The following is a 24,934-nucleotide window of genomic DNA, read 5'->3' as shown; positions in this document are numbered from 1 at the left end:
AAACACGGCCTTTTGCCGTCAGCCACGGCCGTCGAATTCGGCGCGCGCTTCCTCGACTTCGCACAGATGCGCCTCGGCCCATTGCCAGACCCCGCAAAAGGCCTCGCCGAGGCTGTGCCCCAGCCCGGTCAGCCGATATTCGACCTTGGGCGGAATCACCGGATGCACGGTGCGGTGGACCAGCCCGTCGCGCTCCATCGCACGCAGTGTCTGCGTCAGCATCTTCTGGCTGATCCCCGGCACGAGCTGCGCCAGCCGTGTGAAACGGCTCTCGCCATACTCCTCCAGCGCCTCCAAAAGCAGCAATGTCCATTTGTCGGCGACTCGGCCGATGAGTTCGTTGACCAGCGCCTCGACGCGCGGGTCGCCGGGCGCATCGGGATCGTAGGAAATTTTTTCGGGGCTGTGCATCGCTGAAAATCCAAATCTCTCTTTGCGGTAAGTACAGCACTTTCGGGTGCCTACTTCCTTTTGGAGAGTATAGCGATATCTCGACGGTCTCACCACCCCCAATGGAGGAACGACCATGAAGACCACAGGCAACACCATTCTCGTCACCGGCGGCGGCTCGGGCATCGGACTGGCGCTGGCGCTGCGCTGGCACGACGCGGGCAACCGCGTAATCGTCACCGGGCGCAACGCCGCGAAGCTCGACGCCGCGATCGCGGGACGCGCGAATATGACGGCCGTGGCGCTCGACGTCACCGACGCCGATGCGATCACAGCCTTTGCCAAGGACATCGTCGCGCGCTATCCCGATCTCAATGTGCTGGTGAATAATGCAGGCATCATGGCGACCGAGGATGCCAGCGCGAAGCGCGACCTCGATCATGCCGAGGCGACGGTCGTGACCAATATCCTCGGCCCGATTCGGCTGATCGACGCGCTGGTCGACCATCTGGCGGCGCAGGAGGGCGCGGCGATCGTCAACGTCACCTCGGGCCTCGCCTTTGTGCCGCTGCCGGGGGCGCCGACCTATTCGGCGACCAAGGCGGCGATGCACAGCTATTCGGTTGCGCTGCGAATCCAGCTCGCGGGCAAGGTCGAGGTGATCGAGCTGGCGCCGCCCGCGGTGCGCACCGACCTGACCCCCGGCCAGTCGACACGCGAGGGCTATATGCCGCTGGGCGACTTCGCCGACGAGGTGATGACCCTGTTCGCGCAGCAGCCGACGCCCGAGGAGATCCTGGTGCAGAATGTCCTGCCGCTCCGCAATGCCGAGGCGAACGGCAATGTGCCGCAGGTGCTGGCGATGCTGAAGTCGCTGTGATGGATTCCCCCTCCCGCAAGCGGGAGGGGGTCGGGGGGTGGGCGCGAGCGTGGCGAGCACCGGCCGCTGCGATGCCCACCCCGCTGCGACTAGCGGACAAGTTCGCAAGTCTCGCTGCCCCTCCCGCTTGCGGGAGGGGAAATTGCGTTCGCGGCCCGCGTGGAGACACTTAGTTACATAAGCGCTTGCCGATGGCCCCGACTCAGCGCATGATCCCTCCCGAACGATACGGACAGACGCCCTCAAGCGCGCCGTGCGGTCGCAAACGGCAACGGAGAGGGAGATGCCGGAATGACTGGTACAAGCCGCTGTGATGCGGAAGCCCGCGAGCGGCACCGGACGCTCGATTTCATCGGCCTGCGCGCGCATGCCACCACCGTCGGGCTGATCCAGCTGTGCGAGGAATTGCTCAACGCGGGTATCCTGACCCCCGACGGGCTCGAGCGGATCAAGGGTGCGATCCGGTCGGAACTCACCGTGTGCAACGCGCGAATCTCGAACCAGCCGACCTTCGACGACACGCTGAAGCGCCGCCTCGACGCGATCTTCCCCAAATGCGCGGGCGTGCCGCCCGAGGAAGCCGTGGGCTGCGCCGAACCCTTCGGCGAAGCGCTGGGCGAGGCGCGGGCGCACTGACCTTTCTCTCCCCTCCCGCAGGCGGGAGGGGATGAGCATAGATTGAACAAGTCGCCCTTCCCCCCTATATGGCCGCGCATCATGCAGATCCCCGGCCATATCGACCCCGTTACCACGGGCACCGTTCCCTTGCGCGGGGGCAACCGCATCGACCTGGTCGGGCTGACCCGCGAAGCCATCGGCGGCGTGCTCGTCGAGGCCGGGCTCGACGCCAAGGCGGCGAAGCTGCGCGCCAAGCAGATCTGGCACTGGATCTATCACCGCGGGGTCACCGATTTCGAGGCGATGACCGACATCGCCAAGACGATGCGCCCCTGGCTGACCGACCGGTTCATCATCGGCCGCCCCACCGTGCGCGAGGCGCAGGTGTCGAGCGACGGCACGCGCAAATGGCTGCTCGCCGCCGCCGACGGCCAGGAATATGAGATGGTGTTCATCCCCGACGCCGATCGGGGAACGCTGTGCGTGTCGAGCCAGGTCGGCTGCACGCTGAACTGCCGTTTCTGTCACACCGGCACGATGCGCCTCGTCCGCAACTTGGGTGCGGGCGAGATCGTCGGACAGGTGCTGCTGGCGCGCGACGCGCTCGGCGAATGGCCGAAGGGCACGATGGCTGGCTTCGGCGCCGATCCCGAGGACGAGGATGCCGACGACGATGCGGTCGGGCACTATACCGCCGACGGCCGGATGCTCACCAACATCGTGATGATGGGCATGGGCGAGCCGCTCTATAATTTCGACGAGGTCAAGGGCGCGCTCAAGATCGTGATGGACGGCGACGGGCTGGCGCTGTCGAAGCGCCGCATCACCCTGTCGACCAGCGGCGTGGTGCCGATGATGGCGCGCGCGGGCGAGGAGATCGGCGTAAACCTTGCCGTGTCGCTCCACGCGGTCAGCAAGGAAATCCGCGACGAGATCGTGCCGCTCAACCGCAAATACGGCATCGAGGAATTGCTGCAGGCGTGCGCCGACTATCCGGGCGCGAACAATGCGCGGCGCATCACCTTCGAATATGTGATGCTGAAGGACAAGAACGACAGCGACGACGATGCGCGCGAACTCGTCCGGCTGATCAAGCAATATAAGCTGCCCGCAAAGGTGAACCTCATCCCCTTCAACCCCTGGCCCGGCGCGCCTTACGAATGTTCGACGCCCGAACGCGTCAAGGCTTTCAGCAACCTCATCTTCAAGGCGGGCATCTCGGCGCCGGTGCGCACCCCGCGCGGGCGCGACATCATGGCGGCGTGCGGGCAGCTGAAAAGCGCCGCGACGAAGCCGACCCGCGCCGAACTCGACCGCATCGCCGAGGAAAAGCAGGCGGCGCTCGGCTGACGGGCGCACGCGCCGCAATCCTCTCCACCGATATTGATCGTTCGGGACGCCCAGCCACGCCCCGCCCCTCGTCGCGCCTGCGGCGCCGTGTGTTGCAAAAACAACACAGGTAAGAAAATTGTCACATTTTGAAGGGTCCATTCATTGACGCGACAGCTTCGAACGCCATTTAGGCCCCGGGTCGCGATCGACAAAAAGAAGTGATCCCGCAAAGCAAAGGAAAAGAAAATGAAGAAGTTCGCAGTTGCAGCCGCTCTCCTCTCGGCCGTCGTTGCCACCCCGTCGTTCGCTGCCGAAGGCGGCGAAGGCCGTATCGAAGCCCGCGGCGGTATCGCCTGGGCCGGTGGTAGCGAAGAAGCCGTGGCCGGTGTCGCCGCTGGTTATGATTTCGACCTGGGTTCGAGCGCCTTTGCCGGCGTCGAAGCTTCGGCCGACAAGATTCTCGTCGGTGGCACGGACGTCGTGTTCGGCCTGACCGGCCGCGTCGGCGCCAAGATCGGCGAGCAGGGCAAGCTCTATGCCGCCGCCGGTTACAGCTTCAACGACGGCGACGCCGCGCACATCGGCGCCGGTTATCAGCACAAGTTCGGTTCGAACGTTTACGGGAAGGTGGAGTACCGCCGCTTCCTGCTGAACGGCACCGACATCAACACCGCGGTTGCCGGTCTCGGCTTCGCCTTCTGATTTGAAGGCCTGACGGTAAAGGGAAAGGGCGGCCTGAAAGGGTCGCCCTTTTTCGTTTGGGCGGCGGCGGCGGACTTCGGGCGTTTGCTGCCAAAGCCGATCCTCCCCGGAACGGGGAGGGGGACCATGCGAAGCATGGTGGAGGGGTACGAGAGATCATGCACCGCGCTCGACTGCACGTACCCCTCCACCACCCTTCGGGTGGTCCCCCTCCCCCTGCGGGGGAGGATCGGCGACGTCCGCTCTCCACCCCAAAGCAGACGCTTCCCGCACGGCCCCCAAATGGCTAAACCGCATCCCATGCCCATCCCTATCGACGCCATCCTGACCGGCAAGGCCCGCCATTTTCGCGGCGACGAGACCAGCGCCATCGCCAAGACCCCCGTCGCCGGACCGCAGCGCGTCGGTTTCCTCGGCATCGCGGGCGACGAGCAGGCCGACCTCAGCGTGCATGGCGGCACCGACAAGGCGATCCACCATTATCCGCGCGACCATTATCGCTGGTGGGCCGAGAAGCTCGGCGGCCACGCGCTGCTGGAGACGCCCGGCGCGTTCGGGGAGAATGTGTCGACCGAAGGGCTGCTTGAGACCGAGGCGTGCATCGGCGACCGCTATCGCCTCGGCAGCGCGCTGGTCGAGATCAGCCAAGGGCGCCAACCGTGTTGGAAACTGGGGCACCGATTCGGGGTTGCGACCGTACCCGCCACGGTCGTCACGACGCGGCGCAGCGGCTGGTATTACCGTGTGGTCGAGGAGGGCGCGGCGGCAGCAGGCGACAGCCTCGAACTGGTCAAGCGGCCGCAGCCCGAATGGAGCGTCGAGCGGGTGTTCGCCCTGCTGATCGGCGGCGCGGGCAAGCGCGAGCCCGCGGCGCTGCGCGACCTCGCGAACATGGATGCGCTCGCCGCGACCTGGCGCGTGCGCGCGGAGAAGCTCGCGGGTTAGTCCGCGCCCGGCAATTCTTCCTCGACCAGCGGCGCCAGCGCTTCGGCCATGACCGCCACCCCCTTCGCATTGGGATGGACATTGTCGCCGAGCATCAGCGCCTTGTTCGTCACCACATTGTCGAGGATGAAGGGATAGAGGCTCGCGTCATATTTGGCGGCAAGTTCGGGGTAGATGGGGTTGAACTTCGCAGCATAGTCGGGGCCCATGTTCGGCGAAGCCATCATGCCGGTAAGGACGACCGGGATCTCGCGCTTCTTGAGTTCGGCGAGCATCGCGTCGAGATTGGCGCGGGTCTGCGCGGCGTCGATGCCGCGCAGCATGTCGTTGCCGCCGAGCCCGAGCAGCACGACCGCGGGCTTTACCTTGGCATTGTCGAGCACGAAGCTGAGGCGCTGGCGCCCCGCCGCGGTGGTATCGCCCGAGACGCCCGCATTCTGCACCCGCGCGACGACGCCATCGGCAGCGAGCACGGCCTGCAATTGCGGCGCGAGGCCTTCCTTCGGGCCGAGCTGGTAGCCGGCATAGAGGCTGTCGCCGAAAGCGATCACCAGCGGCGCATCGGCGGGGACCGCGGCGGTCTTGGTCGAAGCGGGACCCTCCTTCGTCGAAGCCGCGCCATTTTCCGCCGATCCGCACGCCGCGAGCGGTTGGCAAAGCGCAGCGACGCAACCATATACCAATAACGAGCGCCATCCGGCCTTGATCATTCCAAAGGGTCCCTTCTTGACCATGCTCTCCCGACCGTCGGCTGACGCCGCGATCGCCGCCCATAATGTGACGCTCACGCTGGGCACCGACAAGGCCCCCGTCGAAATTTTGCGCGGCATCGACCTCAGCGTCGCCGCGGGGGAATCGGTGGCGCTGCTCGGGCCGTCGGGGTCGGGCAAAAGCTCGCTGATGGCGGTGCTCGCAGGGCTCGAACGCGCGAGCGGCGGCACGATCCATGTCGCGGGAACCGACTTCACGACGCTCGACGAGGATGGCCTCGCGCGCGCGCGGCGCGGGCGGATCGGCATCGTGCTGCAGGCCTTCCACCTGCTGCCGACGATGACCGCGCTGGAGAATGTCGCGGTGCCGCTCGAACTGGCGGGCCATGCCGATCCCTTCGGACGCGCCGCCGCCGAGCTGGAAGCCGTCGGCCTCGGTCACCGCCTCACCCATTATCCCGCGCAGCTGTCGGGCGGCGAGCAGCAGCGCGTCGCGATCGCGCGCGCGATGGCCGGCGAGCCCGCGATCCTGTTCGCCGACGAGCCCACGGGCAATCTCGACACCGCGACGGGACATGCGATCGTCGACCTGCTCTTTTCGCGCGGCAAGGCGCTGGGCGCGACCCTGCTGGTCATCACCCACGACCCCGAGCTCGCCGAGCATTGCGACCGGGTGCTGGTGATGCACGACGGACGGATCGACGAGGAACGCGCCGGCAGGACGCCGCGCTGATGTTGCCCCTCGCCGCCCTCTGGCGCATCGCAAGGCGCGACCTCGCGACGCGGATCCGCGGGCTGAGATTGCTCGCGGTATGCCTGTTCCTCGGCGTTGCGACGCTAGCGGCGATCGGCAGCCTGACGCGCGGCATCACGTCGGAACTCGAGGTGCGCGGGCAGACGATCCTCGGCGGCGATATCGAATTCGCCCTGCCGCAGCGGCAGGCGAGCGACGCCGAGATGGCGGCGTTTCGCGAGTTCGGTCAGGCATCGGCGACGGTGCGGATGCGCGCAATGGCGAACGATCCCGATGGCGAGGCGCTGCTGTCCGAGCTCAAGGCGGTCGACGGCGCCTATCCGCTCTACGGCACGATGCGGCTCGAGAGCGGCGTGCGGCGCGGTCCGCCGCCTGCGGGGGCGATCTGGATCGGCGCCGACCTCGCCTCGCGGCTCCAGCTCAAGGTCGGCGAGCAGGTCAAGTTTGGCGACAAGAACTTTCTTATCGACGGCATTATCGCCGAGGAGCCCGACCGCTTGGGCGAAGGTTTCACGCTGGGCCCGGTGGCGATCATCGGGCTCGGCGATCTCGAAGCGACGAAGCTGATCCAGCCTGGCAGCCTCTACGAGAGCAAATATCGCGTCCGCCTTCCCGATAGCGCCAATCCCGAAACAGTCGGCAAAGCGCTGACCGAAAAATTCCCCGAGGCGGGGTGGGAGATCACCGACCGCAGCAACGGCGCGCCGGGGACGCGGCGCTTCATCGAGCGAATGGGGCAATTCCTGTCGCTCGTCGGGCTCGCCGCGCTGGTGATCGCGGGGATCGGGGTCGGCAACGGCGTCGCGAGTTACCTCGCGGGCAAGCGGCCGGGGCTGGCGACACTGAAGGTGCTGGGCGCCGACAGCGGTACGGTGATGCGCATCTATGGCTTGCAGATCCTCGCGGTCGCGGCGGTATCGATCTTTGCGGGACTCGTCGTCGGCGCGCTCGCGCCCGCGGCGATTTCGGCGATCGCGGGCGACGTGCTGCCGGTGAAGCCCGGCGTCGCCATCTATCCGCTGCCGCTGGCGATCAGCGCGGCGTACGGCCTGCTCATCGCCATCGCCTTTGCCCTGCCCCCGCTCGCGGCGACGCGGCGCGTGCCCGCAGCGGGGCTTTTCCGGGCGACGATCGACGGTGCGGGGCGGCCTGAGACTCGCACGATCCTCGCGGTCGGCGCGGCGCTGGCGGCGATCGTGGCGCTGGCGGTCGGCACCGCGCGTGAGCCTTGGTTCGCGCTCGGCTTCGTCGGCGCGGCGGCGGGACTGCTGCTGCTGCTCGTCGGCATCGGCTGGCTTGTGCGCATCGGCGCGAGCCTCGTTCCGCGGCCCAAACAGCCGCTGCTGCGCCTCGCGGTCGCGAATCTGCACCGGCCGGGTGCGGCGACGGGCGCGCTGGTGGTGGCGCTGGGTCTGGGCCTCACGCTGTTCGTGACGCTCGCCGCGATCCAGACGAGCATCACCGCCGAAATATCGCGCACCGTGCCGCAGCGTGCACCGAGCTTTTTCGTGCTCGACATCCCGCGCGACGGGGCTGGCCAGTTCCGGTCGATGATCACCCAGGCCGCGCCCGATGCCGACATCAACCTAATCCCGGCGCTGCGCGGCAGCGTCACCGAATATGCGGGCCAGCGCGTCGACGAGCTCGAACAATTGCCCGAGGGCGCATGGGTGCTGCGCGGCGACCGCGGGCTGACCTATAGCCCTACACTGCCCAATGGCAGCGCGCTGACCGCGGGCCAGTGGTGGGCGGCCGATTACAAAGGCCCGCCCTTGGTCAGCGTCGAGCAGGAGGTCGCGACGACGCTGGGCCTCAAGATCGGCGACACGCTGTCCGTCAATGTGCTGGGGGTCGAGGTACAGGGCAAGGTCGCCTCCTTCCGCACCGTCGAATGGGACAATTTCGGGCTGAACTATGTGCTCGTTTTCTCGCCGGGCAGCTTCGACGCCGCGCCGCATAATATGGTCGCGACGGTCGCAGTGCCGCCGGCGGCCGAAGCCGAACTGGCGCGCAGCATCCCGCGCGCCTTCCCTTCGGCCTCGCTGATCGCGGTGCGCGACGTGATCGGCCAGGTCACGACCTTGCTGACCCAGATGAGCCAGGCGATCGCCGCGGCGGCGAGTATCGCGATCCTCGCCGGCATCGCGGTGCTGATCGGCGCGATCGCGGCGAGCCGCGAGCGGCGCGTCTACGACAGCGTGATCCTGAAGCTGCTCGGCGCGACGCGCGGGCAGATTCTCGGCGCGCAGGGGCTGGAATATGCGGTGCTCGCACTGATCCTCGCCGCGCTGGCGCTCGGGCTGGGGCTCGGTGCGGGCTGGTATGTGGTGACGCAGATTTTCGACTTCAGCTTTGCGCCCGACCCGTTCGTCGTCGGCATGACCCTGCTCGGCGGCGCGGGGCTGGCATTCCTGATCGGGATCGCCGGAAGCTGGCCGCTGCTGTCGGTGCGGCCGGCAAGCGCGCTCCGGAGCCTGTAGCGACCCCCTTCCCGCTCGTGTCGAGCGAAGTCGAGACACGCTAGCGCCGGCAGTTGCGTCCCTCGACTTCGCTCGGGACAAACGGGGTGGGATCAGTTGAGGAGCCGAGCCACCGCCGACAAGCCCGCCAGCCCGAGCACTACCGCGACGATGCTGCGCCAGACCGGATCGGGCACCCGCCCGAAGGCGCGGGTGCCGAGATGGTCGCCGAGCCACATCGGCACGAAGAGCAGCAGCGACAGCAGGAACAGCTTGTGCGTTGCAAGGCCGAGCCACAGCGACGCGAGCGTCCCAGCGATCGCGGTCGCGAAGAAGATCAGCATCATCGACGCGCGCGCGACCGCCGGGGCGATGCGCTGGCGGAGATAGAAAGGCACGACCGGCGGCCCCGGCATCGCGGCGAAGCCGGTCAGGATGCCCGACCACAGGCCGGTGAGAGCAACCGCGAGGCGCCCCGGCCGATGGCCATCGGGGTGTTGCGGCAGGAAGAGAATGAGAAAGGCGCCAATCGCCACCGCCGCGATCAGCAGGCGCGCGACGTCGGGCGTCACCGCCTTCAGGGCGACCATGCCGAGCGGCGTCGCGAGCATCGCGAGCAGCGCGACCGGCCCCGCGCTTTGCCGATCAGCATCAGCGGCGATGCGCCGAAACCCGACGGGTCCGATCAGCAGCTGAAGGATGATACCCAGCACCACCGCCTCGCCCGGCGCGACGATCATGCCGAGCAAGGGCACGAGGATGATCGCCATGCCGAACCCGGTAAGCCCGCGCACCAGCGCGGCGCCAAAGGTCATCGCCGCGGCGATGGCAAAGAGCAAAGGCGGCAGCCCGACCGCATGCCAGGTGCCGGTCATGGCGTGGCGGACCTCGGCCCCAGCGTCACCAGCCACACATCGGGCGGCACGCCGTAGCGCAGCGGCAGGATGCTGGTGCCGAGCCCGGCGCCGACGAACAGCCGCTGCATCCCGTCGGTCATGTCGCCGCAGGCGAAGCGGTCGCCATAGGCTGAGGCATAGCTGAGCGCGCCGACGAAAGGCAGCGCGATCTGGCCGCAATGGGTGTGGCCCGCGAACACCGCATCGACGGGTGCGGGCAGGTCGGGGACGATGTCGGGGCTGTGCGTCGTCAGGATGCGCGGCCCGGGGCCGAGCGCGTCCATCGCGGCATAGGTGCGTTTCAGATTGTCGTGGTTGGTAACCTCGTCATCGACCCCGCCGACGATCAGCGGCCCGCGCCGCACCGCCTGGTTGCGCAGCACGGTCACCCCCGCCGCCTTCATGCCCTTGGCGATCGGCTCGGGCTGAAACCAGTAATCGTGATTGCCGAGCACCGCGATCACGCCATAGGTGGCCTTCGCCTCGGCAAAGGGGGCGGTGAGTTCGGCGGCCGAATAATGGCGCGTCGCCAGCGTCTTGCCGCTGTGAAAATCGCCCGCGAGCAGGATCAGGTCGGGTTTGAGCTTGTTGAAACGGCGCATCAGCGCGGCGAGCCGCTCGGGCGGCATGTCGGGGCCCGCGACATGCGTGTCGGAGACGAGCAGCACACGCATCGGCGGCGCGCCCGCCGGCCAGTCGGCGAGCTCGACGCTCGCGGTTCGGATGACCGGATCGGCGCCGGCGTTCCACAGCCCCTTACCGACGAGCGCGACACCCAAGAGGATGAGCAGTAACAGCCAGCGCCGCCACCGGCGGCGCGGCTTGTCCGCGGCCGCGCTCAACCGCGCAGGTCGGGCGGGGTCGCCTCGCCCTTGAGCATCGCAATCGCCTCGGCGAGCGGCATGATCCGCTGGCCGTCCTGGCCGAGGGTACGGATCGCGACACTGCCTTCCTCGGCCTCGCGCTTGCCGACGACGAGCAGGTACGGGACCTTCTGCAGGCTGTGCTCGCGGACCTTGTAGTTGATCTTCTCGTTGCGAAGGTCGCTTTCGGCGCGGATGCCCGCGGCGGTGAGCTGCGCGAGCGCGTCCTTCGCATAATCGTCGGCGTCGCTGACGATCGTCGCGACCACCGCCTGCACCGGCGCGAGCCAGGTCGGGAAGCGGCCGGCGAAATGCTCGATCAGGATGCCGATGAAGCGCTCATAGGTGCCGAGGATCGCGCGGTGGAGCATCACCGGGCGGTGCTTTTCGCCATCCTCGCCCACATAAGCCGCATCGAGTCGTTCGGGCATGACGCGGTCGGACTGGATCGTCCCGCACTGCCAGGTGCGGCCGATCGCATCGGTCAGGTGGAATTCCAACTTCGGCGCGTAAAAGGCGCCCTCGCCCGGCAATTCTTCCCAGCCATAATCTTCGGTCGCCATGCCGGCGCGTTCGACCGCTTCGCGCAGCTCCGCCTCGGCCTTGTCCCACATCTCCTCGGTGCCGAAGCGCATCTCGGGGCGCAGCGCGAGCTTGACCGCATATTTTTCGAAACCGAGCTGCTTGTACACGCGGTCGAGCAGTTCGCAGAAAGACCGCACTTCCTCGACGATCTGGTCCTCGCGGCAGAAGATATGGCCATCGTCCTGCGTGAACTGGCGCACGCGCATGATGCCGTGCAGCGCGCCATGCGGCTCGTTGCGGTGGCAGCAGCCCATTTCGGCCATGCGCAGCGGCAGGTCGCGATACGACTTCATGCCCTGGCGGAAGATCAGGACATGCGCGGGGCAGTTCATCGGCTTGAGCGCCATCCACTCGGCGCCGTCGGAGACCAGCGGGCCTTCGTCTTCGATGTTCGGCACCTCGTCGGGAATGACGAACATATTCTCGCGATATTTGCCCCAGTGGCCCGACTGCTCCCACTGTTTCGCATCCATAACTTGCGGGGTCTTGACCTCCTGATAGGCGGCGCCGTCGATCGCGCGGCGCATATAGGCCTCGAGCTCGCGGTAGATGCGATAGCCCTTGGGATGCCAGAAGACGCTGCCATGCGCTTCTTCCTGCAGGTGGAACAGGTCCATCTCGCGGCCGATCTTGCGATGGTCGCGCTTGGCCGCTTCCTCGAGCCGGACGAGATGTTCGGCGAGCTGCTTCTTGTTGAGCCAGCCGGTGCCATAGATGCGGCTGAGCTGGGCATTTTTCTGGTCGCCGCGCCAATAGGCGCCCGAGACGCGCGTCAGCTTGAACGCGGCGGGATCGAGCTTGCCCGTCGATGCCAGATGCGGCCCGCGGCACATATCCATCCAGCCGTCACCGCTGCGGTAAACCGTGAGTTCCTCGCCCTCGGGCAGTTCATGCGCCCATTCGGCCTTGAAGCTCTCGCCATCTGCCTGCCACTTGGCGATCAGCGCATCGCGCTCCCACACTTCGCGCGTGAGCGGCAGGTCGGCGGCGATGATCTTGCGCATCTCTTCTTCGATCAGCGGCAATTCCTCGTCGCGGAACGGGCCATGGTCGGCGGTCGGCGCGAAGTCGTAATAGAAACCGTCGTTCGTCGAGGGGCCGAAAGTGATCTGCGTGCCCGGAAACAGGTTCTGCACCGCCTCCGCCAGCACATGCGCAAAGTCGTGGCGGACGAGTTCGAGCGCGTCGGTCTCGTCGCGGCTGGTCACCAGCGCGAGGTTCGTGTCTTCCTCAAGCGGACGCATGATGTCGCGCAGCTCGCCGTCGATCTTCGCGGCGAGCGCGGCCTTGGCGAGGCCGGGTCCGATGTCGGCCGCGATCTGGGCCGGGGTAGTCCCGCGCGCGACTTCACGGGCAGAGCCATCGGGAAGGGTGACGCGGATCATCTGGGACATTGGAAAAATCGGCCTTTCTGGCGGGGTAAAGAGCGCCCCTTTGCCAGCATGCGATATGGGCGGCAAGGGGCGGATTCGCAACGGCGGCGGCAATAGCGCTTGCAATGATACAATGTATCATTATCTGGGCGGACCAACTGCCTTGCGAAAGTTCCTCCATGCCCCTCCCCGCCGCGCACCCGCGCCTCGCCGACCTTGCCGGCCTGGCGCTGTCGGCGACCTGCCTGCTCCACTGCCTCGCGCTGCCGATGCTGCTCCTGCTCGCCCCCGCGCTCGGCCATTGGATCGCGCTGCCCGAATGGACGCATGCCGCGATCCTGACGCTCGCGCTGCCCGCGGCATTCGTCGCGATGCGCGGCGGCTGGGCGCGGCACCAACGGTCGGCGCCGGGGGTGGTCGCGGTGATCGGGCTGGTTTTGCTCGCAGCGGGGCTCGTCGCGCATGAAGGATGGATCGCGACCGCGAACGCGTCCGCCGACACATTGCTGACCACGCTCGGCGCGCTCGGCCTCGCGGCAGCGCATCTCGCCAACTGGCGGTTGAGCCATAAAGGCTAAGCGACACTCCCGATAGCATCCTTGTCATTATGTCAATGTCACTTGACTTTGTATAGAAGCCGATGTAAAGCTCCCTTGTCTATCGGATAAGGAAGTTTGACATGGCCGAGCAGGCTGCAAAAACCGAAACGGGCTTCGCGGGCCGCCAGCCGGGCTTGTGGGCGGCGGCCTTTGCGCTGGCGCTGTGTGCCATCGCCTATTTCGAGCATCGCGGCGTGCTGGGCGGCTGGCGTTCGCTCCCCTTCGTCGCGGCGGCAGCGCTGCTGCTCGTCCCGATGACGAAAGCAGCGAACAACCGGCAAGCCGCGGCCGGCGCGCTGTCGCCCGCGACGCGGCGGTACAACCGGCGCATGCTGATCTGGTCGGTCGGCTATGTCCTGTGCCTGGGGACCGCGATGACCGTTCGCAACTATCTCGATCCGCAAGGCGCGCTGTTATGGGCGATCGCGCTCCTGCCCTCGGTGCCGATGGTCTTCTTCGTGTGGACGCTGGCGCGTTACGTCGTCGAGGAAGAGGATGAATATCTGCGCTATCGCCAGACCAGCGCCGCGCTGGTCGGCCTCGCGCTGGTCCTCCTCGTCGGGACCCTTTGGGGTTTTCTCGAAACCTTCGGCGTCGCGCCGCATGTGCCCGCCTGGTGGGTGGTGCCGGTCTGGGCGATCGGGCTGGGGATTGGTCAGATGATCATGGCGGCGGCCGAGCGGCGCGCGGAGGGGTCGTGAGAAACCGCCTGAAGGTCCTGCGTGCCGAGCGAGACTGGAGCCAGCAGGACCTCGCCGAACGGCTCGAAGTGTCGCGCCAGTCGGTCAACGCGATCGAGACCGGCAAATACGACCCGTCGCTCCCGCTCGCCTTTCGCATCGCCGACCTGTTCGCGATGTCCATCGAAGAGATTTTCCTGCGCGATTGACCGGCAACCTTGCTCCCCCGCCCCCGCCCCGCTAGGGCGGCGGCAGCCGGAAAGGAGCATCCCCCATGTTCAAGCGCCTGTTCGTCGACCACCCCAAGAGCGTCGACGAAAATTACATCGAACATTTCGGCGTCGCGTCGAAATTCGGCGTGACGATGATCTGGGGCGGGATGTGCGCGCTGGCGCATGCGGTGGTCCCCGGCTGGTGCATCACCACCGGCAGCGACACCATCGCGCGGCTCAACAAGATCATGGTCGAACAGCGCCGCGCCAAGGGGCAGGCGGTGATGCAGATGAGCACCATCGACTGGGTGATCTGAGCGGCGTGAGCGACGCAGTCGAGTATCTCGAACGCAAAGCCCGCCCGCGGCTCGCCCATCGCCATGTCGCGGGGACCGGCCCGACGATCGTCTTCCTGCCCGGCTATATGTCCGACATGGCGGGGGGCAAGGCGACCGCGCTGTTCGACTGGGCCGCGAGCGAGGGCCGCGCGTGCCTGCTGCTCGACTATGCCGGATGCGGGCTGTCGGACGGATTGTTTGCCGAGCAGACTTTGCTCGACTGGCGCGGCGACGTCCTCGACCTGATCGATGCCCGCATCGAGGGCCCGGTCGTGATCGTCGGATCGTCGATGGGCGGCTGGCTGATGCTGCTCACCGCGCTCGCTCTCGTCCAGCGCGACGGGCCCGGCCGCGTCGCGGGGCTCATCGGCATCGCCGCGGCGCCCGATTTCACGGACTGGGGTTTCACGCCCGAGGAGAAGGCGATCATCCTCGCCGAGGGCGAACTGCGCGAAGACACGCCGTACAGCGACCAGCCCTATGTCACGACGCGCGCCTTCTGGCAGTCGGGCGAAGCGAACCGCCTGCTCGAAGCGCCCATCCCGCTCGCCTGCCCGGTGCGGCTGCTGCATGGGCAGGAGGACGGCGACGTCCCGCCCGACATCAGCCTGGGCCTCGCCGCAGCGCTCGCCAGCGACGATGTCCAGGTGACGCTGGTCAAGGGCGGCGACCACCGGCTGTCGCGGGGCACCGACATCGCGCTGCTGATCGACAGCGTGGCGCGGCTTACCGACTAGATCCGAGGATTCCCATGCCGCGCAGCGACTTCAAATTCCACCTCACCAAGCGCGTCCGCTATGCCGAGATCGACGCGCAGGCGGTCGTGTTCAACAGCCGCTACCTCGAATATTTCGACATCGGGATCACCGAATATTGGCGCGCCGCGGGGGTCTATGACCGCTGGCCCGAGCGCGAGAGCCCCGAATTCCACGTCGCGCGCGCCGAGGTGGATTATAAGGTGCCGATCCTGCTCGACGAGGAGATCGACATTTGCGTGCGCTGCTCGCGCGTGGGCCGCAGCTCGATGACCTTCCTGTTCGAACTGCACGGCAAGGGCGCCGAAGATTTGCGCGCGACGGGGCTGGAGGTCAGCGTCCACGTCGCCGAAGCGCGCGGTGCGCCCGCGCCGGTGCCCGATGAATTCGTAAACCTGTTCGAGGCGTTTGAACAAACGTCGCTGCGCGCCTAGATTGGCGCCATGACAAAATATCTCCACACCATGATCCGCGTGACGGATCCGCAAGCCACCGTCGATTTCTTCAAGCTGATCGGGCTCGAGGAAGTGCGCCGCTTCGATAATGAAGCCGGCCGTTTCACGCTGATCTTCCTCGCCCCGCCCGGACAGGCCGGCGTCGCCGAGGTCGAGCTGACCTATAATTGGCCGCCCGAAGACGGTAGCGCGGCGGAAACCTATGGCGGCGGGCGCAATTTCGGGCATCTGGCATACCGCGTCGACGATATCTACGACACCTGCCAGCGGCTGATGGACGCCGGGGTGACGATCAACCGTCCGCCGCGCGACGGACATATGGCCTTCGTCCGCTCGCCCGACGGCATCTCCATCGAGCTGCTGCAGGACGGCCATCTGCCGCCGCAGGAGCCGTGGTCGTCGATGCCGAACACCGGCGTCTGGTAAGATGCTGCTCGCGCTCGCCCTCCTCGCCGCGGCGTCGGATGGGGGTGCGGGCGCGTCGGTCGTCACCCCGCTCGGCGACGCCAAGTTCGAGCCGGTGAACCCGGCCAATCCCGCCGGACCCGCGATCGCGCTGCTGTCGGGCGACCCCGCGACCGGCCCCTCGGTTATGCTGATGCGTTTCGGCCGCGGCCCCGGGCGGCTCCACATCCACAGCGCCGACTATCGGCTGACCGTCATCCGCGGCGAGATGAAGCATTGGGACGCGGGCGGCAGCGAAGCCGCGGCGCCCGTCGTCGGCCCCGGCGGCCACTGGTTCCAGCCCGGCGGACAGGCGCATGCCGACACCTGTCTCCGCGACGAATGCCTGATGGTCATCCACTGGTCGGGACCGCGCGACGCGCGGCTGGCGCCCGGCGCGGGCTGACACGATGCCGGGTCTGCTGATCAACATCGACGTGCCCGACCTTGCCGCGGGCGAAGCTTTCTACACGCAAGGCCTCGGCCTCACCGCCGCGCGGCGTTTCGACGCGGATATCGTCGAACTGCTCGGCGGCGGCGTGCCCATCTATCTGATCGTCAAACCCGACGGGTCGAGCATCGGACCCGCGGGCGGCGGCGCGCGAAACTACGGCCGGCACTGGACCCCGGTGCATCCCGATTTCACCGTCGACGATCTCGGCGCCGCGGTCGCGCGCGCATTGGCGGCGGGCGCAATTCTAGAAGATGGTCCGCTCGACCTGCCCTATGGGCGGCAGGCGATGTTCGCCGACCCTTTCGGCAACGGCTTCTGCCTGATCGAATTCAACGACCGCGGTTACGACGCGCTGATCGACGATTAGGCCGCCGCGCCCACCCTGCCCGCGGCCGGCGGCTCGGGCTGCTGCCAGCGATCGGCGACCATGCAATCGCGCCCGCTGTGCTTGGCGGCGTAGAGCAGCCGGTCGGTCTCGGCGAACAGCCGGTCGAAATCGAGCGCCGCGCCGTCGGTCCGCGCCTCGAAGATCAGCAGCCCGCCGCTGGCGCTCACCGGATGCGGGATCTGCGGCACGTCGGCGGCGATGCGGCGCGCGATCGCCTGGCGGCAGCGCTCGGCGGTGCCCGCGGCGTCGGGGCGGTCGATCAGCAGGAAAAATTCCTCGCCGCCGATGCGCGCGACGATACCGCCATGGCCTTCGCGCAGCCCCGCCGCGGCGGCGCACAGCACCGCGTCGCCGACCTGGTGGCCATAGCGGTCGTTGACCGACTTGAAATGGTCGATGTCGATCAGTGCCGCCGCGGTGAAGCGCCGCGTATCGGTTGCGAGCAGATTTTCGAGCCCGCGGCGGTTGCTGAGCCGCGTCAGCGGGTCGGTCTGCGCGGCATCCTCCATCGCGCCCGCCAGCGCCTGCGCGCGGTCGCGCTCGCGCCGCATGATCATGAAGCGGTCGGCGACGCCGAGCGCGGTGATCACGAGTTCGAGCGCGATCGCCAGATAGAGCAATTGGTCGAGCCAGAGCGGCCCGACATAGAGGCCGACCCCGCGCGCGACGCGCTCGAACCCGCAGGCGATGATCGGCGCCCAGGCGGCCGCCTGATACATCGCCGCGCGGCTGCCGCGGCGGCAGGTGCGCGTCAGCACGACGACATAAGTCAGCAGCACCGGCAGATAGGCCGCGAAATAGATTTGGCCGCCCCATGGCCGGATCGCCTCGACGGGCGCCATCGCGACCGCACCGAACAGCGGGATCCACAGCACGCAGGCAAAGAGCGCGCGCCGCTCGCCGCGGGTGATCTTGTCGGGCTCGACGAAGTTCAGGCAGAACATCGTCGCCGCGACGATGCCCAGGCTGAAGCTGATCTGCGACAGATAGCCGTAAGCGAGCGCGCTGATCCCGGGCACCACGGCAAAGGCGAGCCCCGACGACAGGCTGGTGTGGAGGATGATGCAGGTTGCCAGCGTCATGTGCCACAGCAGGAAGCGCTCGCGCAGCACGCGGAAGAAGGCGATGTTGAACACGATCGGCGCGAGCGCGAGCCCGGTGAACAGCGCGATCAGCAGTATCGTCCCCGTCGACCAGCCGCCTTCGCCCGCGGGCGCCAGCCGAGCGGTCTTCAGCGTGGTGAGATAGCTCAGCCGGTCGAAGGCGACCGCGATCTCGACCGGACGCGAGGCGCGCTGCGGCACGGCGAGGTAGAAATCGGGGCCTGCGAGGCGATAGGGCATCGGTTGATGTCCGCTCCGCACAATGCGCGCGACGCTGCCGTCGGCGTAGCGGACGAACAGCGCGATGCGGTGGAAGCGGCTGGTGCGCGCGTTGAACTCGATCGGGCCTGCGCCGGCCGCTGCGATGGTATGGGCGTCGAAGAAAAGCCAGCTTCGCGGCCCTGCGAGCGACCAGCGGTCGGCGTCGCAATCGCGCGTCGCGCGGGCCTGCGACACCGTTTCATAGTCCGTAGCGGGGTCGGTTTGCAGCGTGCACGGCGCCGATCGCGGCGCCGCCTCGGCGGGGGTCCAGCCCGCGAACAGGGCCATCGCCAACAGGATCAATAGTAGACGCTGCAACGATTCTTCCCCGTACCGCCGCGCGCGATGCTAGTGCCAAGGCTTTTCGACATGGTTAACTTGGCGGTCGACGGCGGGGCCCGCGCGGGTTATTCTTGGCCATGCTCGAAATCGTCCGTATCCCCGTCCTCAGCGACAATTATGTCTGGCTGGTCCACGAACCGACAAGCGGCGCGACGATGGTCGTCGACCCCGCGGTCGCCGAGCCGGTGCTCGAGGCGGCGGCGGCGCGCGGCTGGACGATCAGCGACATCTGGAACACCCACTGGCACCCCGACCACACCGGCGGCAACGCCGCGATCAAGGAGGCGACCGGCTGCACGATCACCGGCCCCGCGGCCGAATTTGCGCGCATCCCGACGCTCGATAAGCAGGTCAAGGGCGGCGACACCGTCCGCCTCGGCACCATCGAGGCCGCGGTCTGGGATGTGCCCGCGCACACCGCGGGGCATATCGCCTATCACTTCGCCGATGACGCCGCGATCTTCGTCGGCGACACGATGTTCGCGATGGGCTGCGGCCGGCTGTTCGAGGGCACCGCCGAGCAAATGTTCGCGAACATGCAGCAGCTCGGCACGCTCGACGATAAGACCCGCGTCTATTGCGCGCACGAATATACGCTGGCGAACGCGCGCTTCGCGGTGACCGTCGAGCCCGACAACGAAGCGCTCGCGGCGCGGCTTGCGGCGGTCGAGTCGGCGCGCGCCGCGGGCGAGGCGACCGTGCCGACGACGATCGGCGCCGAGCGTGCGACCAATCCCTTCCTGCGCGCCGCGACTGCCGCCGAACTCGGCCGCATCCGTGCGCTCAAGGACGCGGCCTGAGGAGGCTTCAGCAACCATTCATCGCTTCGTCCGTAGTTGAAATGGTCGCAGGAGCCCGCCCCATGGCGAAGTCTATCACTCTTTTGTTGGCGCTCGCGCCCTTGCTCGCCTCCTGCGCGGCGAGCGACAGCGGCGCGCCGCGCGCTGAGGCGCTGACCCCCAAACAGGCCGAGCGGCTCGACAAGCAGCTCGCCGGCAAGATTGCCGGCGAACCGGTGCGCTGCCTTCCCACCACTGCGAGTATCGACACCATCCGCATCTCCGACGATATCCTGCTCTACCGCCAATCGGGCCGAGTCGTGTACCGCAATGATCTCAAGGGCAGTTGCCCGGGGCTGGGTCGCGACAGCGACATCATGGTCGTGCGCCAGTTCGGCAGCTCGACGTGCAGCGGCGATTTTTTCCATCTGGTCGACCGGTCGAGCGGCATCCGCGGCCCGACCTGCGTGCTCGGCGACTTCGTCCCCTATCGCAAACCGGATGGGGACAAGGGCTGAACCTTTGGGTTCGGCGACAGGCGGGGTCCGGTTTGCGCCGAGCTCTCGGGTCGCACCCCCGCCTGTCATGATTCAACCTTCCCCCTCGATGGGGGAAGGATACGCAGCCTTGCCGCGTCGGCGGCTAGGCGAAGTTGGATGGGGGTGATGGAGCGTCCTCAAACCTTCATCTCAGGCAGATAGCTCACCCCTACCGCTGCGACTAGGCAGCAAGCTGCCAAGTCTCGCTGCCTCCCCCATCAAGGGGGAGGGGCCGGTTTTCACCCCTTGTACATCGCCGCGATCCTGTCGGCGTAGACGTCGCGCAATATGTGGCGCCGAATCTTCATCGACGGGGTCATCTGCTCATTCTCGATCGTGAACGCCTCGTCGGCCAGGTCGAACTTGCGCACCTTCTCGATCACCGACAGCTGGCCGTTGACCCGGTCGACCGCCTCGCGCAGCGCCGAGCGGAACTTGTCGTGCTCGCGCAGCAGCTTGATATCCTTGGGCAATCCCTCGGCCTCGGCCCATTCGTTGGCCCATTCGGGGTCGGGCACGAGGATGCCCACGAGGTGCGGCCGCTTGTCGCCATAGACCATCGCCTGCAGGATCTCGGGCTGGAGCGTCAGCATACCCTCCACCCGCTGCGGCGACACATTGTCGCCCTTGTCGTTGACGATCAAATCCTTCTTGCGGTCGGTGATGACGATGCGGCCCGCCTCGTCGATATGGCCGATGTCGCCGGTGTGGAGCCACGGCCCCGCATCGGGCTCGGCGGGGTCGGCGACGAGCACGCGCTCGGTCTCCGACGGGTTGCGCCAATAGCCCTTCATGACGAGTTCGCCGCGGACGAGGATTTCGCCATCGTCGGCGATCTTCACTTCGGTGTTCATCAGCGGCGGGCCGACGGTGTCCATCTTGATCCCCGCGCTCGGGCGGTTGCAGCTGATCACCGGACCCGCCTCGGTCTGGCCATAGCCCTGCAGCAGGGTCAGCCCGATCGAGTGGAAGAACACGCCGATCTCGGGATTGAGCGGCGCGCCGCCCGATACCAGCGCCTTCATCCGCCCGCCGAAACGCTTGCCGATCTTGGGCCGGAACAATTTGTCGAGCAGCAGGTCGACCGGCCGGTCGAGCAGCCCCATGCGGCGCTCATAATCCTTTTCGCCGACGCGCAGCGCCTGCCCCAGCATCCAGTTCGCGAGCTTGCCCTGCTTCTCGACCGACTTGATCATCCGCGCGCGGATGACCTCGAACAGCCGGGGCACCACGACCATGATCGTCGGCTTGGTTTCCTCGATGTTCGAGACGAGCTTTTCGAGACCTTCGCTGTAATAGATCTGCGCGCCGACCATGATTGGCAGGAACTGCCCGCCCGAATGCTCATAGGCGTGGCTGAGCGGCAGGAAGGACAGGAACGCTTCGTCCTCACCGATGCCGAAATCATTGACCAGCACCTCGGCCGCGCCCGCGGCATTGTGCAGGATCGCGCCGTGGTGCTGCATCACCCCGCGCGGCGCGCCGCCGGTGCCGCTGGTGTAGATGAGGCACGCGGTGTCCTCGCGCTTGACGCCGAGCCCGCGCGCCTTGGTCTCCTCGACATAGGTGGCGCCATCGGCGACGAGCGGCGCCCAGTCGTGGACGCGCACATCGCCCTGCTGCCCGACGCGCAGATTCTCCATCGTCACGACCAGATTGGCATCGGAGCGCATCACCGCGGGCATCAGCGCGCGCGCGAGCTTGGCGGTCGAGACGATCACCGCCTTCGCCCCGCTGTTGTCGAGGATATGCTGGTGGTCGCGTTCGGTGTTGGTGGTGTAGGTCGGCACGGTGATGCAGCCCGCGGCCATGATGCCTAGGTCGGCGATGCACCATTCGGGGCGATTCTCGCTGACCAGCACGACGCGGTCGCCCTCCTTCAGCCCCAGCTTGCGCAGGTTGTGCGCGAGCGCCGAGACCTGTTCGGCGACCTCGCGCCAGCTCAGCGGCTGCCACGCGCGGTCGGCCTTGCGCCACAGGAAGGGATCGTCGTCGCCCTTTTCGGCGCGGTCGAAGAACATCGCGACCAGGCTCGGGAAATGGTCGAGATGGGGGTTTTCCAGCTTCATGCCTCTTGCTCTCCCGGGGAGGGTTTGACTATTTTGCCCATCCTTAGGGTCAAATCATGCCCGATTGAAGTCAATAAGCCCCGAGAGCGCGGGCGGACGGCGTCACCCCTGCGGCGGTGCGCCGTCGACCGACGAGCTGCCCGGGCCGCGCGGGTCGGCGGCGCCGTGCCAGACCTCACCGACGCGCTGCGCGGCGTTGAGCTTCGAGCCGAGGCTGGTCGGTACGAAGCGATAGCCGAAGGGCTTCATCTTGTCGGCGATCGCCTTGCCCGCGGCGTCGTCCTCGATCAGCACGCCCTGCTGGCCGTAATAGAGATTGGGCAGTGCGATCGCATCCTCGGCCGACAGCCCCCAGTCGAGCACCCCGACGAGCGTCTTGGTGACGTGCATGATGATGCGCTTGCCGCCCGCCGAACCGACCGCGAGCACGACCTTGCCGTCGGGACCATAGACGATCGTCGGCGACATCGACGACAGCGGGCGCTTGCCCGCCTGCACGCGGTTCGCGCCGGGCGCGTCGCCCTGCACCGGATTGAGGTCGAAATCGGTGAGCTCGTTGTTGAGGAAAAAGCCGTTGGCGTTGAGATTGCTGCCGAAGATGCTCTCGATCGTCGAGGTCATCGACGCGACATTGCCCTCCTTGTCGACCGCGACGAAATGCGTCGTGCCCGCTTCGGGCACCGGGCCCGACGGCGTGCGCGGTTGCGCGCCCGGCGGGTTGCCCGCAGGGTAAGCGGCGGCGCGGCCGAAGGGCGAGATCAGCTGGCGGCGCTCGGAAAGATATTTCTTGTCAAGCAGCCCGGCGACCGGGACGTCGACGAAATCGCCGTCGCCGAGATATTTTTCACGGTCGGCGTAGCTGAGCTGCATCGCCTCGGACAGCAGATGCCAGCTCATCGGATTGTCCTTGCCCATCGCCTTCATGTCCCAGCCCTCGATCAGGCCGAGGATGCCGAAGACGGTGGTCGCGCCCGACGAGGGCGGGCCCATGCCGCACACCTTGTAGACGCGGTAGGTGGTGCAGACCGCGGGCTTGTCCTGCGCCTTGTACGCCGCGATGTCCTTGACCGTGAGCACCGCAGGGTTGCGCACCGATTTCGCCACCGCGTCGCTGATCGCCTTGGCGTTGGCGCCGGTGTAAAAGGCGTCGGGGCCGCGCGCGGCGATGTCGCGCAGCAATTTGGCATAGGCGGGGTTCTTGATCACCGTGCCGACCGGCGCGGGCTTGCCGTCGACATAATAGAGCGCGCGCGCCGCGGGGAAATCCTTCCACGTGTCCTGGAAGCGGTCGAGCCAGCCATAGAGCGCCGGGGTCACCTGGAACCCCTCGTCGGCGAGCTTGATCGCGGGCTGGAACAGCGCCTTCCACTCGAGCCGGCCCCATTTCTTGTGCGCCATTTCCATCAGCCGGACATTGCCGGGCACGCCGACCGACAGCCCGCCGGGGATGACATCGCTATAGCCGCGCGGCTTGCCGTCGGGGCCGAGGAAACGCTCGGGCTTCGCCGAGGCGGGCGCCATCTCGCGGCCGTTGACCGTGCCGATCGTGTCGGTCTTCGCGTCGTGATAGACGAGGAAACCGCCGCCGCCGACGCCGCTCGACTGCGGCTCGACGAGCGTCAGCACCAGCATCATCGCCATCGCGGCATCGGCCGCCGAGCCGCCGTCGTGCAGGATCTGCCGCCCCGCCTCGGTCGCGCGCGGATCGGCGGTCGAGGTGACGCCCTGCGCCGCGGCGAGCGAAGGAATGGCGGTGAGGAAAAGGGCGAAGGCGGTGAGAAGCTTCTTGGTCATGCGCGGGACATTGGCGCGGGGGCGCGCATGGCGCAACCCCATCCCTATTCCTACTCGTCGCGAAGCGATGCAGAGGGGTTATGGCGCCGACGCGGCCCGCCCCGCCATCATTCGGTTCAGTCCCCCACCCCGACCGCATCCGCCACGCGGGTGAAGCCGTCGCGCACCGCGAGGTCCTCGAGCCCGCGCGCGATGCGCTGCGCGAGGCCGGGGCCGGCAAAGACCATCGCCGAATAGATCTGCACCAGGCTCGCACCCGCGCGGATGCGCGCCCAGGCCTGATCGGCATTGGCGATCCCGCCGACCCCAATCAGCGGCAGCGTGCCGCCGCTCGCGGCGCGGAAATCCTTGAGCCGCTGGAGCGCGAGGTTGCGGAGCGGCGCGCCCGACAGCCCGCCCGCCTCTTGCGCATGAATCGACTTCAACGCCGGCCGCCCGATCGTCGTGTTCGACACGATCAGCGCCGCCAGCCCCTTGTCGAGCGCCACCGCGACGAGATCGTCGATGTCGGCGGGCTCGAGATCGGGCGCGACCTTCAGGAACACAGGCTTCGCCCCGCCCGTGGGCTGCGCTGCGTTCACCGCGTCGAGCAATCCTTCGAGCGCGCCCTTGTCCTGCAGCGCGCGCAGCCCCGGGGTATTGGGCGAGCTGATGTTGACCGTGAGATAATCGGCGAGCGGCGCCATCGCCGCGACGCCCTTGGCATAGTCGGCGATGCGGTCGTCGCTGTCCTTGTTCGCGCCGATGTTGATGCCCAGCGGCACCGCCATGCCGCACGCGCGCAGCTTCGCGATACGTTCGGCCGCCGCGGCCTGCCCGCCGTTGTTGAACCCCATGCGGTTGATCACCGCGCCGTCCTCGACCAGCCGGAAGAGCCGCGGCCGCGGATTGCCTTCCTGCGGCAGCGGGGTCAGCGTCCCGACCTCGACAAAGCCGAAACCGAAACGCGGCATCACCGCGGCGGCGCGCGCATCCTTGTCGAAGCCGGGCGCGAGCCCTACGGGATTCGGGAAATGCAGCCCCGCCACCTCGGTCGCCAATATCGGGCTGGTCAGCGCGGTGCGTGCCCGCGGCAGCGGTTCGAGCGCGGCGATGGTCAAATTATGCGCCGCTTCGCCGTCGGTCGCATGGACGATCGGGCGGACGAGCGCATAGGCGGCATCGGTCAGGGAAGCGAAGAGCGACATGGCCCGCCATTGCGCGCCGGGGGGCGCT

General features: G+C 67.5%; 27 protein-coding genes. 18 read left to right on the top strand and 9 right to left on the bottom strand.

The window, feature by feature from the left end; all coding sequences use genetic code 11:
- Window positions 1-18 precede the first annotated feature (18 nt).
- The gene (locus BWQ93_RS20340; RefSeq protein ID WP_077032081.1) at window positions 19-411 is read right to left on the bottom strand and encodes a winged helix-turn-helix transcriptional regulator; all 393 of its coding nucleotides are present in this window, start codon (window positions 409-411) and stop codon (window positions 19-21) included.
- 115 nt (window positions 412-526) lie between these two features.
- Between BWQ93_RS20340 and BWQ93_RS20335 the strand changes: the two genes are divergently transcribed.
- The 5 genes from BWQ93_RS20335 (at window position 527) to BWQ93_RS20315 (ending at window position 4,867) form a co-directional block, all read left to right on the top strand.
- On the top strand, window positions 527-1,270 hold the full coding sequence (locus tag BWQ93_RS20335) for an SDR family oxidoreductase (RefSeq protein WP_077032080.1): 744 nt from the start codon (window positions 527-529) through the stop codon (window positions 1,268-1,270).
- Window positions 1,271-1,561: 291 nt separating this feature from the next.
- Window positions 1,562-1,906, top strand: coding sequence for a hypothetical protein (locus tag BWQ93_RS20330; protein ID WP_077032079.1), 345 nt, complete (start codon window positions 1,562-1,564; stop codon window positions 1,904-1,906).
- Window positions 1,907-1,987: 81 nt separating this feature from the next.
- On the top strand, window positions 1,988-3,238 hold the full coding sequence (gene rlmN, locus BWQ93_RS20325) for a 23S rRNA (adenine(2503)-C(2))-methyltransferase RlmN (RefSeq protein ID WP_077032078.1): 1,251 nt from the start codon (window positions 1,988-1,990) through the stop codon (window positions 3,236-3,238).
- Between the two features lie 228 nt (window positions 3,239-3,466).
- Window positions 3,467-3,922, top strand: a complete 456-nt coding sequence (locus tag BWQ93_RS20320) for an outer membrane protein (RefSeq protein ID WP_077032077.1) — start codon at window positions 3,467-3,469, stop codon at window positions 3,920-3,922.
- A 300-nt stretch (window positions 3,923-4,222) separates the two neighbouring features.
- On the top strand, window positions 4,223-4,867 hold the full coding sequence (locus BWQ93_RS20315) for an MOSC domain-containing protein (protein WP_077032076.1): 645 nt from the start codon (window positions 4,223-4,225) through the stop codon (window positions 4,865-4,867).
- Here the strand turns inward: BWQ93_RS20315 and BWQ93_RS20310 are convergent.
- Complete coding sequence (locus tag BWQ93_RS20310) at window positions 4,864-5,577, bottom strand: arylesterase (RefSeq protein ID WP_083721241.1); 714 nt, start codon at window positions 5,575-5,577, stop codon at window positions 4,864-4,866. The two genes, BWQ93_RS20315 and BWQ93_RS20310, sit on opposite strands and share 4 nt — an antisense overlap.
- A 22-nt stretch (window positions 5,578-5,599) precedes the next feature.
- On the opposite strand from BWQ93_RS20310, the gene BWQ93_RS20305 reads away from it, so the two are divergent.
- Together BWQ93_RS20305 and BWQ93_RS20300 are read left to right on the top strand one after the other, a co-directional pair.
- Window positions 5,600-6,310 (top strand): ABC transporter ATP-binding protein, encoded by a 711-nt coding sequence (locus tag BWQ93_RS20305; protein ID WP_077032075.1) that lies wholly within the window; start codon window positions 5,600-5,602, stop codon window positions 6,308-6,310.
- Window positions 6,310-8,811: an ABC transporter permease gene (locus tag BWQ93_RS20300; RefSeq protein WP_077032074.1), complete on the top strand. Its 2,502-nt coding sequence runs from the start codon at window positions 6,310-6,312 to the stop codon at window positions 8,809-8,811. The genes BWQ93_RS20305 and BWQ93_RS20300 overlap by 1 nt, the downstream gene beginning before the upstream one ends.
- Before the next feature lie 92 nt (window positions 8,812-8,903).
- Here BWQ93_RS20300 and BWQ93_RS20295 read toward each other — a convergent pair whose 3' ends face one another.
- From BWQ93_RS20295 to thrS, 3 genes are read right to left on the bottom strand one after another with little or no spacing between them, the layout of a single operon-like run.
- On the bottom strand, window positions 8,904-9,665 hold the full coding sequence (locus BWQ93_RS20295) for a sulfite exporter TauE/SafE family protein (RefSeq protein ID WP_077032581.1): 762 nt from the start codon (window positions 9,663-9,665) through the stop codon (window positions 8,904-8,906).
- Entirely contained in the window at window positions 9,662-10,528 is an 867-nt protein-coding gene (locus BWQ93_RS20290) for a metallophosphoesterase (RefSeq protein WP_077032073.1), read from the bottom strand. The genes BWQ93_RS20295 and BWQ93_RS20290 overlap by 4 nt, the downstream gene beginning before the upstream one ends.
- Window positions 10,525-12,528, bottom strand: a complete 2,004-nt coding sequence (gene thrS, locus BWQ93_RS20285) for a threonine--tRNA ligase (RefSeq protein WP_077032072.1) — start codon at window positions 12,526-12,528, stop codon at window positions 10,525-10,527. Before thrS ends, BWQ93_RS20290 begins: the two co-directional genes overlap by 4 nt.
- 158 nt (window positions 12,529-12,686) lie before the next feature.
- Between thrS and BWQ93_RS20280 the strand changes: the two genes are divergently transcribed.
- The 9 genes from BWQ93_RS20280 to BWQ93_RS20240 all read left to right on the top strand — a co-directional run bounded on the left by BWQ93_RS20280 (window position 12,687) and on the right by BWQ93_RS20240 (window position 16,811).
- A complete protein-coding gene (locus tag BWQ93_RS20280) occupies window positions 12,687-13,085 on the top strand; it encodes a MerC domain-containing protein (RefSeq protein WP_077032071.1) in 399 nt (132 codons plus the stop codon).
- Between the two features lie 101 nt (window positions 13,086-13,186).
- Window positions 13,187-13,807 (top strand): hypothetical protein, encoded by a 621-nt coding sequence (locus tag BWQ93_RS20275; RefSeq protein WP_077032070.1) that lies wholly within the window; start codon window positions 13,187-13,189, stop codon window positions 13,805-13,807.
- Window positions 13,804-13,995: a helix-turn-helix transcriptional regulator gene (locus tag BWQ93_RS20270; RefSeq protein WP_077032069.1), complete on the top strand. Its 192-nt coding sequence runs from the start codon at window positions 13,804-13,806 to the stop codon at window positions 13,993-13,995. Before BWQ93_RS20275 ends, BWQ93_RS20270 begins: the two co-directional genes overlap by 4 nt.
- 65 nt (window positions 13,996-14,060) lie before the next feature.
- Window positions 14,061-14,315, top strand: a complete 255-nt coding sequence (locus BWQ93_RS20265) for a DUF6356 family protein (protein ID WP_077032068.1) — start codon at window positions 14,061-14,063, stop codon at window positions 14,313-14,315.
- Window positions 14,312-15,073, top strand: coding sequence for an alpha/beta fold hydrolase (locus tag BWQ93_RS20260; RefSeq protein ID WP_443029376.1), 762 nt, complete (start codon window positions 14,312-14,314; stop codon window positions 15,071-15,073). Before BWQ93_RS20265 ends, BWQ93_RS20260 begins: the two co-directional genes overlap by 4 nt.
- A gap of 14 nt (window positions 15,074-15,087) precedes the next feature.
- The gene (locus BWQ93_RS20255) at window positions 15,088-15,525 is read left to right on the top strand and encodes an acyl-CoA thioesterase (RefSeq protein ID WP_077032066.1); all 438 of its coding nucleotides are present in this window, start codon (window positions 15,088-15,090) and stop codon (window positions 15,523-15,525) included.
- Between the two features lie 9 nt (window positions 15,526-15,534).
- Window positions 15,535-15,972 carry a VOC family protein gene (locus tag BWQ93_RS20250; protein ID WP_077032065.1) on the top strand — a complete coding sequence of 146 codons (438 nt, stop codon included), beginning with the start codon at window positions 15,535-15,537 and terminating at the stop codon, window positions 15,970-15,972.
- 1 nt (window position 15,973) lies between these two features.
- Window positions 15,974-16,396: a DUF4437 domain-containing protein gene (locus BWQ93_RS20245; RefSeq protein WP_077032064.1), complete on the top strand. Its 423-nt coding sequence runs from the start codon at window positions 15,974-15,976 to the stop codon at window positions 16,394-16,396.
- Between the two features lie 4 nt (window positions 16,397-16,400).
- Window positions 16,401-16,811 (top strand): VOC family protein, encoded by a 411-nt coding sequence (locus BWQ93_RS20240; protein WP_077032063.1) that lies wholly within the window; start codon window positions 16,401-16,403, stop codon window positions 16,809-16,811.
- Here BWQ93_RS20240 and BWQ93_RS20235 read toward each other — a convergent pair.
- Window positions 16,808-18,484, bottom strand: a complete 1,677-nt coding sequence (locus tag BWQ93_RS20235; RefSeq protein ID WP_077032062.1) for a sensor domain-containing diguanylate cyclase — start codon at window positions 18,482-18,484, stop codon at window positions 16,808-16,810. The two genes, BWQ93_RS20240 and BWQ93_RS20235, sit on opposite strands and share 4 nt — an antisense overlap.
- A gap of 131 nt (window positions 18,485-18,615) precedes the next feature.
- Between BWQ93_RS20235 and gloB the strand changes: the two genes are divergently transcribed.
- Both gloB and BWQ93_RS20225 read left to right on the top strand, forming a co-directional pair.
- Window positions 18,616-19,338: a hydroxyacylglutathione hydrolase gene (gene gloB / locus BWQ93_RS20230; protein WP_077032061.1), complete on the top strand. Its 723-nt coding sequence runs from the start codon at window positions 18,616-18,618 to the stop codon at window positions 19,336-19,338.
- Between the two features lie 62 nt (window positions 19,339-19,400).
- Complete coding sequence (locus tag BWQ93_RS20225) at window positions 19,401-19,835, top strand: hypothetical protein (protein WP_077032060.1); 435 nt, start codon at window positions 19,401-19,403, stop codon at window positions 19,833-19,835.
- A gap of 260 nt (window positions 19,836-20,095) precedes the next feature.
- Here the strand turns inward: BWQ93_RS20225 and BWQ93_RS20220 are convergent, their stop codons facing one another.
- From BWQ93_RS20220 to BWQ93_RS20210, 3 genes are all read right to left on the bottom strand, one after another.
- Window positions 20,096-21,925, bottom strand: coding sequence for an AMP-dependent synthetase/ligase (locus BWQ93_RS20220; RefSeq protein ID WP_198040434.1), 1,830 nt, complete (start codon window positions 21,923-21,925; stop codon window positions 20,096-20,098).
- 102 nt (window positions 21,926-22,027) lie between these two features.
- Window positions 22,028-23,719 (bottom strand): gamma-glutamyltransferase, encoded by a 1,692-nt coding sequence (ggt, locus tag BWQ93_RS20215; protein WP_077032579.1) that lies wholly within the window; start codon window positions 23,717-23,719, stop codon window positions 22,028-22,030.
- A 116-nt stretch (window positions 23,720-23,835) separates the two neighbouring features.
- Window positions 23,836-24,906 (bottom strand): quinone-dependent dihydroorotate dehydrogenase, encoded by a 1,071-nt coding sequence (locus BWQ93_RS20210; protein ID WP_077032059.1) that lies wholly within the window; start codon window positions 24,904-24,906, stop codon window positions 23,836-23,838.
- Window positions 24,907-24,934 lie beyond the last annotated feature (28 nt).

Origin of the sequence: Sphingopyxis sp. QXT-31 (genome assembly GCF_001984035.1) — a bacterium.
Classification (GTDB): Bacteria; Pseudomonadota; Alphaproteobacteria; order Sphingomonadales; family Sphingomonadaceae; genus Sphingopyxis.
This window is presented reverse-complemented; position numbering and strand designations above follow the sequence as displayed.

Coding starts and splice junctions, on each gene's coding strand:
- BWQ93_RS20255 (WP_077032066.1), top strand. CDS start 15,088: ATGCCGCGCAGCGACTTCAAATTCCACCTCACCAAGCGCGTCCGCTAT.
- BWQ93_RS20210 (WP_077032059.1), bottom strand. CDS start 24,906: ATGTCGCTCTTCGCTTCCCTGACCGATGCCGCCTATGCGCTCGTCCGC.
- BWQ93_RS20320 (WP_077032077.1), top strand. CDS start 3,467: ATGAAGAAGTTCGCAGTTGCAGCCGCTCTCCTCTCGGCCGTCGTTGCC.
- BWQ93_RS20315 (WP_077032076.1), top strand. CDS start 4,223: ATGCCCATCCCTATCGACGCCATCCTGACCGGCAAGGCCCGCCATTTT.
- BWQ93_RS20310 (WP_083721241.1), bottom strand. CDS start 5,577: ATGATCAAGGCCGGATGGCGCTCGTTATTGGTATATGGTTGCGTCGCT.
- BWQ93_RS20220 (WP_198040434.1), bottom strand. CDS start 21,925: ATGAAGCTGGAAAACCCCCATCTCGACCATTTCCCGAGCCTGGTCGCG.
- BWQ93_RS20250 (WP_077032065.1), top strand. CDS start 15,535: ATGACAAAATATCTCCACACCATGATCCGCGTGACGGATCCGCAAGCC.
- BWQ93_RS20295 (WP_077032581.1), bottom strand. CDS start 9,665: ATGACCGGCACCTGGCATGCGGTCGGGCTGCCGCCTTTGCTCTTTGCC.
- BWQ93_RS20330 (WP_077032079.1), top strand. CDS start 1,562: ATGACTGGTACAAGCCGCTGTGATGCGGAAGCCCGCGAGCGGCACCGG.
- BWQ93_RS20235 (WP_077032062.1), bottom strand. CDS start 18,484: ATGGCCCTGTTCGCGGGCTGGACCCCCGCCGAGGCGGCGCCGCGATCG.
- BWQ93_RS20335 (WP_077032080.1), top strand. CDS start 527: ATGAAGACCACAGGCAACACCATTCTCGTCACCGGCGGCGGCTCGGGC.
- BWQ93_RS20340 (WP_077032081.1), bottom strand. CDS start 411: ATGCACAGCCCCGAAAAAATTTCCTACGATCCCGATGCGCCCGGCGAC.
- BWQ93_RS20245 (WP_077032064.1), top strand. CDS start 15,974: ATGCTGCTCGCGCTCGCCCTCCTCGCCGCGGCGTCGGATGGGGGTGCG.
- rlmN (WP_077032078.1), top strand. CDS start 1,988: ATGCAGATCCCCGGCCATATCGACCCCGTTACCACGGGCACCGTTCCC.
- thrS (WP_077032072.1), bottom strand. CDS start 12,528: ATGTCCCAGATGATCCGCGTCACCCTTCCCGATGGCTCTGCCCGTGAA.
- BWQ93_RS20275 (WP_077032070.1), top strand. CDS start 13,187: ATGGCCGAGCAGGCTGCAAAAACCGAAACGGGCTTCGCGGGCCGCCAG.
- BWQ93_RS20300 (WP_077032074.1), top strand. CDS start 6,310: ATGTTGCCCCTCGCCGCCCTCTGGCGCATCGCAAGGCGCGACCTCGCG.
- ggt (WP_077032579.1), bottom strand. CDS start 23,719: ATGACCAAGAAGCTTCTCACCGCCTTCGCCCTTTTCCTCACCGCCATT.
- BWQ93_RS20280 (WP_077032071.1), top strand. CDS start 12,687: ATGCCCCTCCCCGCCGCGCACCCGCGCCTCGCCGACCTTGCCGGCCTG.
- BWQ93_RS20265 (WP_077032068.1), top strand. CDS start 14,061: ATGTTCAAGCGCCTGTTCGTCGACCACCCCAAGAGCGTCGACGAAAAT.
- BWQ93_RS20240 (WP_077032063.1), top strand. CDS start 16,401: ATGCCGGGTCTGCTGATCAACATCGACGTGCCCGACCTTGCCGCGGGC.
- gloB (WP_077032061.1), top strand. CDS start 18,616: ATGCTCGAAATCGTCCGTATCCCCGTCCTCAGCGACAATTATGTCTGG.
- BWQ93_RS20225 (WP_077032060.1), top strand. CDS start 19,401: ATGGCGAAGTCTATCACTCTTTTGTTGGCGCTCGCGCCCTTGCTCGCC.
- BWQ93_RS20305 (WP_077032075.1), top strand. CDS start 5,600: ATGCTCTCCCGACCGTCGGCTGACGCCGCGATCGCCGCCCATAATGTG.